Raw genomic sequence first — 4721 nt, 5'->3', positions numbered from 1 at the left:
GGGAGGGGGAGCGGGCCGGTGCGGCGATTTCCCGACAGGGAAATTCTGACAAAAACTCGGTCATCTGCTCGCCAATGCCAGCGCCGTCGCGAGGTCCAGCGTGCCGTCATAGAGCGCGCGGCCGGTGATCACGCCCTCGATCCCGGCATCGGCATGGATGTTGAGCGCATGGATATCGGCGATGCCGTTCACGCCGCCCGAGGCGATGACCGGGATATCGGTGGCGTTGGCGAGGTCGACCGTGGCCTCGATATTGCAGCCCTTGAGCAATCCGTCGCGCCCGACATCGGTGAACAGCAAAGCGGCCACGCCCGCATCCTCGAACCGCCGGGCCATGTCGATGACGCTCACTTCGGAGGTCTCCGCCCAGCCCTGGGTCGCGACAAAACCGCCTTTCGCATCGACCGCGACGACGATGCCGCCGGGAAAATCGCGCGCCACCTTTTTGACGAATTCGGGATCGGTCAGCGCCGCAGTGCCGATCACGATGCGCGCGACGCCGAGATCGAACCAGCGTTGGACATCGGCGCGGTTCCGGATGCCGCCGCCGAGTTGCACATAGCCGGGAAAGGTCTGGACGATGGACTCCACGGCATCGGCATTCTTCGCCTCGCCCGCGAACGCGCCGTCGAGATCGACGACATGGACGTGCTCCGCCCCCGCTTCGGCGAAGAGGCGGGCCTGGTCGGCCGGATCGTCGCCATAGACGGTCGCGCGATCCATATCGCCCTCGGCGAGGCGCACGACCTGCCCGGCCTTCAGGTCGATCGCGGGAAAGACGATCAGGCTCATCGGGAAATTTCTTCTGTCAGAATTTCCCTGACGGAAAATCGAGGCACCGGCCCGAGCCGAAGGCGAGGCCTGAGAAAAAAAGTCTGAAAAAATGATTTCATGGCCGCCAGTCCAGAAAACGTCGGAGAAAGGAAAGCCCATAGCCTTGCGATTTCTCGGGATGGAACTGCACGCCGATCATCGTGTCACGGCCGATCGCCGCCGTCACCGGGCCGCCATGATCGGTCATCGCATAGGCATCTGCCGGATCGGCGAGCGCGACATGATAGCCGTGCAGGAAATAGGCTTCGCCCGGTTCGATCAGCGGCGGTGCGCCCTGCGGCGTCACGTCGTTCCAGCCCATATGCGGGATTTTGAGGCGCGGATCGTCGCTCGCCAGCGGCCGCACCGTACCCGCCATCCAGCCCAGCCCTGCATGAGTCCCATGTTCCTCGCCGCGCTCCGCCATCAATTGCATGCCGACGCAGATGCCGAGAAAGGGGCGCGCCCTGTCGATTGCGGCCTCGTGCAGCGCATCGACCATGCCGGGCAGCGCCGACAGCCCGTTCATGCAGGCCGCGAAGGCGCCGACGCCAGGCAGGACGATGCGGTCGGCGTCGCGCACGGCACCGGCCTCGGCGGTCACGTCGATCGCCGTCGCTCCCGCCGCCATCAGCGCGTTGTGAACCGATCGCAGATTTCCGGCACCGTAATCGATAAGGGCGATTCTATTTGCCATGAACTCCGTTTGCCCTGAGCTTGTCGAAGGGCTGCTCTTACTTTTTGACGGGGAAAAGAAAAGGGCAAGGCTTCGACAAGCTCAGCGTGAACGGGTCTTATATCTAACCGAGCGTGCCCTTGGTCGAGGGGATCGCGCCGCCCTTGCGAGGATCGATCTCGACCGCGTCGCGCAGCGCCCGCGCCAGCCCCTTGAAGATGCTCTCGCAGATATGGTGGTTGTTCTCGCCGTACAGCGTTTCGATGTGGAGCGTGATGCCGGCCGAGCCGGCGAAACTGTGGAACCAGTGCTGGATGAGTTCGGTATCCATCTCGCCCAGCCGTTCCTGGCTGAAGCCAGACTTCCAGACGAGAAAGGGCCGCCCCGAAATATCGAGCGCGACGCGCGACAGCGTTTCGTCCATCGGCGAATAGGCCGAACCGTAACGGCGGATCCCCGCCTTGTCGCCGAGCGCCTTGGCGACCGCCTCGCCGAGCGCGATCGCGCTGTCCTCGGTCGTGTGATGCTGGTCGACATGCAGGTCGCCATCGACCTTCAAGTCGATATCGATCAGCGAATGGCGCGATAGCTGTTCGATCATGTGATCAAGAAAGCCGATGCCGGTCGAAATGGCATAGGCCCCGGTCCCGTCGAGATCGATCTCGACGGCGATATCGGTCTCGCCGGTCTTGCGGGCTATCGAAGCGGTGCGCATGGAGGGTTCTTTGGTCAGACTCGGCTTGTCGGTCAAGCGCCGCGCCGCGTTGCGCGGGCAAGTTTCTGACAAACAAATATTGACCCTCGCCGCCGAGGCGTTCACCAAACCGGCATGACGGATGAGACGCCCGACAGCCTGATTCCCTATGACGAAATCGTCCAGGAGGCCTTGCGCGCGGTGGTGGGCCGGGTGCTGAGCGAGGTCGGCGAGGCCGGCGACCTGCCGGGCGACCATCATTTCTACATTACCTTCAAGACGCGCGCGCCCGGCGTCGACATTCCCGGCCATCTGCTGGAGCGATTCCCGGACGAGATGACGATCGTCCTGCAGAAGCGCTTCTGGGACCTCACGGTCGACGAGGACGGCTTTTCGGTCGGACTGAGCTTCAACCAGGTGCCCTCGACCCTGATCGTGCCGTTCGCCGCGATCACCGGGTTCGTCGATCCGGCGGTGAATTTCGCGCTGCAGTTCCAGGCGCAGGGCGACGACAGCGCCCCGGGCGATCATGATCACGCCGAGAACGATCCGCCGCCGGCCGAACCCATCGAGGACGGCTCCAACGTCGTCGCGGTCGATTTCAAACGCAAGAAATGACGCACAGCGTCATCCTGAACTTGTTTCAGGATCCATTTATCCGCTAGCGCCGTCATCGCATTTTGAGGGACGGATGCCGGCCCGATTCAGCATGACGAACAAGGCGAGAAAAGCATGATGACCAGCGAAACCCGCACCGAAACCGATTCCATCGGCCCGATCGAGGTGCCGGCCGACGCCTATTGGGGCGCGCAGACGCAGCGCAGCCTCGAAAACTTCCCGTTCGCCGCGCATGAGCGGATGCCGCTCGGCATCGTCCATGCCCAGGCGGCGGTCAAACAGGCCGCGGCGCGGATCAACAGGAAACATGGACTCGATACGACGATCGCCGATGCGATCGAGGCGGCGGCGACGGCGATCCGCAATGGCGATCATGACGGGGAATTTCCGCTGACCACCTTCCAGACGGGCAGCGGCACGCAGACCAACATGAACGTCAACGAGGTGATCGCGGGAATCGCCAACGAGGCGCTCGCGGGCACGCGCGGCGGCAAGGAGCCCGTGCATCCCAACGATCATGTCAACATGTCGCAAAGCTCCAACGACAGCTTCCCGACCGCGCTTCACGTCTCCGCCGCACTGGCCACGCGCGACCGGCTGGTCCCGGCGCTCGATGCGCTGATCGCCTCGCTGTCGGCGAAGGCCGAGGCCTGGGACGATATCGTCAAGATCGGCCGGACCCACACCCAGGATGCGACGCCGCTGACGCTCGGCCAGGAATTTTCCGGCTATGCGGCGCAGCTGATCAGCTGCAAGGCGCGGATAGAGGGGGCGCTGACGGGCAATATCGCCAAGCTCGCGATCGGCGGCACGGCGGTCGGCACGGGGCTGAACGCGCCCGAGGGCTGGGCCGAGGACATGGCCGGCGCGATCAGCGACATCACCGGTTTCGATTTCGAGAGCGCGGACAACAAGTTCGAGCATCTGGCGGCCAAGGACGGGCTCGTCTTCTTCTCCGGCGCGCTCAACACGCTCGCCGTGGCGCTCACCAAGATCGCCAACGACATCCGCTTCCTCGGTTCGGGACCGCGCTCGGGGCTCGGCGAGCTTTCGCTTCCCGCCAACGAGCCGGGCAGCTCGATCATGCCGGGCAAGGTCAATCCGACCCAGTGCGAAAGCCTGACGATGGTTGCGGCGCAGGTGATCGGCAATCATCAGGCGGTGACCGTCGGCGGCATGCAGGGGCATTTCGAGCTCAACGTCTTCATGCCGTTGATCGGGGCCAATGTTCTGCGCTCGATCGACCTGATGGCAACGGGCATGACGAGCTTCGCCGAACGCTGCGTCGACGGGATCGAACCCAATCGCGAGAAAATACAGGAACTGGTCGACCGCTCGCTGATGCTGGTGACGGCGCTGGCGCCCGAGATCGGTTACGACAATGCCGCCGCGATCGCCAAGCACGCGCACAAGAACGGCCAGACGCTGAAGGAAGCGGGCCTCGAACTCGGACTGGTCGACGCGGAGACGTTCGACCGCGTCGTGCGCCCGGAAAAGATGATCGGTCGTTAGGTTACCGGAACAATCTGCGCGCCGGCCCCGTTGACCGGACAGAAACGAAAAAAACGGGGTAACGATGGACGCAGCTTTTCTAACGATATTGCAGGACCAGCTCGGCGACATGGCCGAGGAAACGGTGCGGATGCTGCCGCAACTCGCGATCGGGCTGGTCATCCTCATCATCACTTGGGCGCTGGCCAAGGGCGGCCGCAAGATCGCGCACCGGATCATCGGTAAGACCGATATCCGGCCGAGCCTGCTGACCCTGATCGAAACGGTCGTGACGATCTTCATCTGGATCCTCGGCCTGTTCGCCGCGGCCGCGATCATCCTGCCCGGCATCACGCCCGCGAGCATCCTGGCCGGCCTCGGCATCGGCGCGGTCGCGATCGGCTTCGCCTTCCAGGATATCTTCGAGAA

General features: G+C 63.9%; 6 protein-coding genes. 3 read left to right on the top strand and 3 right to left on the bottom strand.

The window, feature by feature from the left end; genetic code table 11:
* Positions 1-60 precede the first annotated feature (60 nt).
* The 3 genes from hisA to hisB all read right to left on the bottom strand — a co-directional run bounded on the left by hisA (position 61) and on the right by hisB (position 2204).
* On the bottom strand, positions 61-792 hold the full coding sequence (hisA, locus tag ACTS1X_RS11980) for a 1-(5-phosphoribosyl)-5-[(5-phosphoribosylamino)methylideneamino]imidazole-4-carboxamide isomerase (RefSeq protein ID WP_442614631.1): 732 nt from the start codon (positions 790-792) through the stop codon (positions 61-63).
* Positions 793-889: 97 nt separating this feature from the next.
* Positions 890-1510 (bottom strand): imidazole glycerol phosphate synthase subunit HisH, encoded by a 621-nt coding sequence (gene hisH / locus ACTS1X_RS11975; RefSeq protein ID WP_442614630.1) that lies wholly within the window; start codon positions 1508-1510, stop codon positions 890-892.
* A 103-nt stretch (positions 1511-1613) separates the two neighbouring features.
* Positions 1614-2204 (bottom strand): imidazoleglycerol-phosphate dehydratase HisB, encoded by a 591-nt coding sequence (hisB, locus tag ACTS1X_RS11970; RefSeq protein WP_442614629.1) that lies wholly within the window; start codon positions 2202-2204, stop codon positions 1614-1616.
* A gap of 114 nt (positions 2205-2318) precedes the next feature.
* Here hisB and ACTS1X_RS11965 point away from each other — a divergent pair, with 114 nt between their 5' ends.
* The 3 genes from ACTS1X_RS11965 to ACTS1X_RS11955 form a co-directional block, all read left to right on the top strand.
* Positions 2319-2801 (top strand): SspB family protein, encoded by a 483-nt coding sequence (locus ACTS1X_RS11965; RefSeq protein WP_442614628.1) that lies wholly within the window; start codon positions 2319-2321, stop codon positions 2799-2801.
* A 117-nt stretch (positions 2802-2918) separates the two neighbouring features.
* The gene (fumC, locus tag ACTS1X_RS11960) at positions 2919-4313 is read left to right on the top strand and encodes a class II fumarate hydratase (RefSeq protein ID WP_442614632.1); all 1395 of its coding nucleotides are present in this window, start codon (positions 2919-2921) and stop codon (positions 4311-4313) included.
* 64 nt (positions 4314-4377) lie between these two features.
* A partial coding sequence (locus ACTS1X_RS11955) for a mechanosensitive ion channel family protein (protein WP_442614627.1) occupies positions 4378-4721 on the top strand: 344 nt, incomplete at its 3' end.

This window comes from Parasphingopyxis sp. (genome assembly GCF_052168275.1).
Lineage (GTDB): Bacteria > Pseudomonadota > Alphaproteobacteria > Sphingomonadales > Sphingomonadaceae > Parasphingopyxis.
The sequence above is the reverse complement of the archived record's forward strand: the minus strand, read 5'-3'. Positions and strand labels throughout refer to the sequence as shown.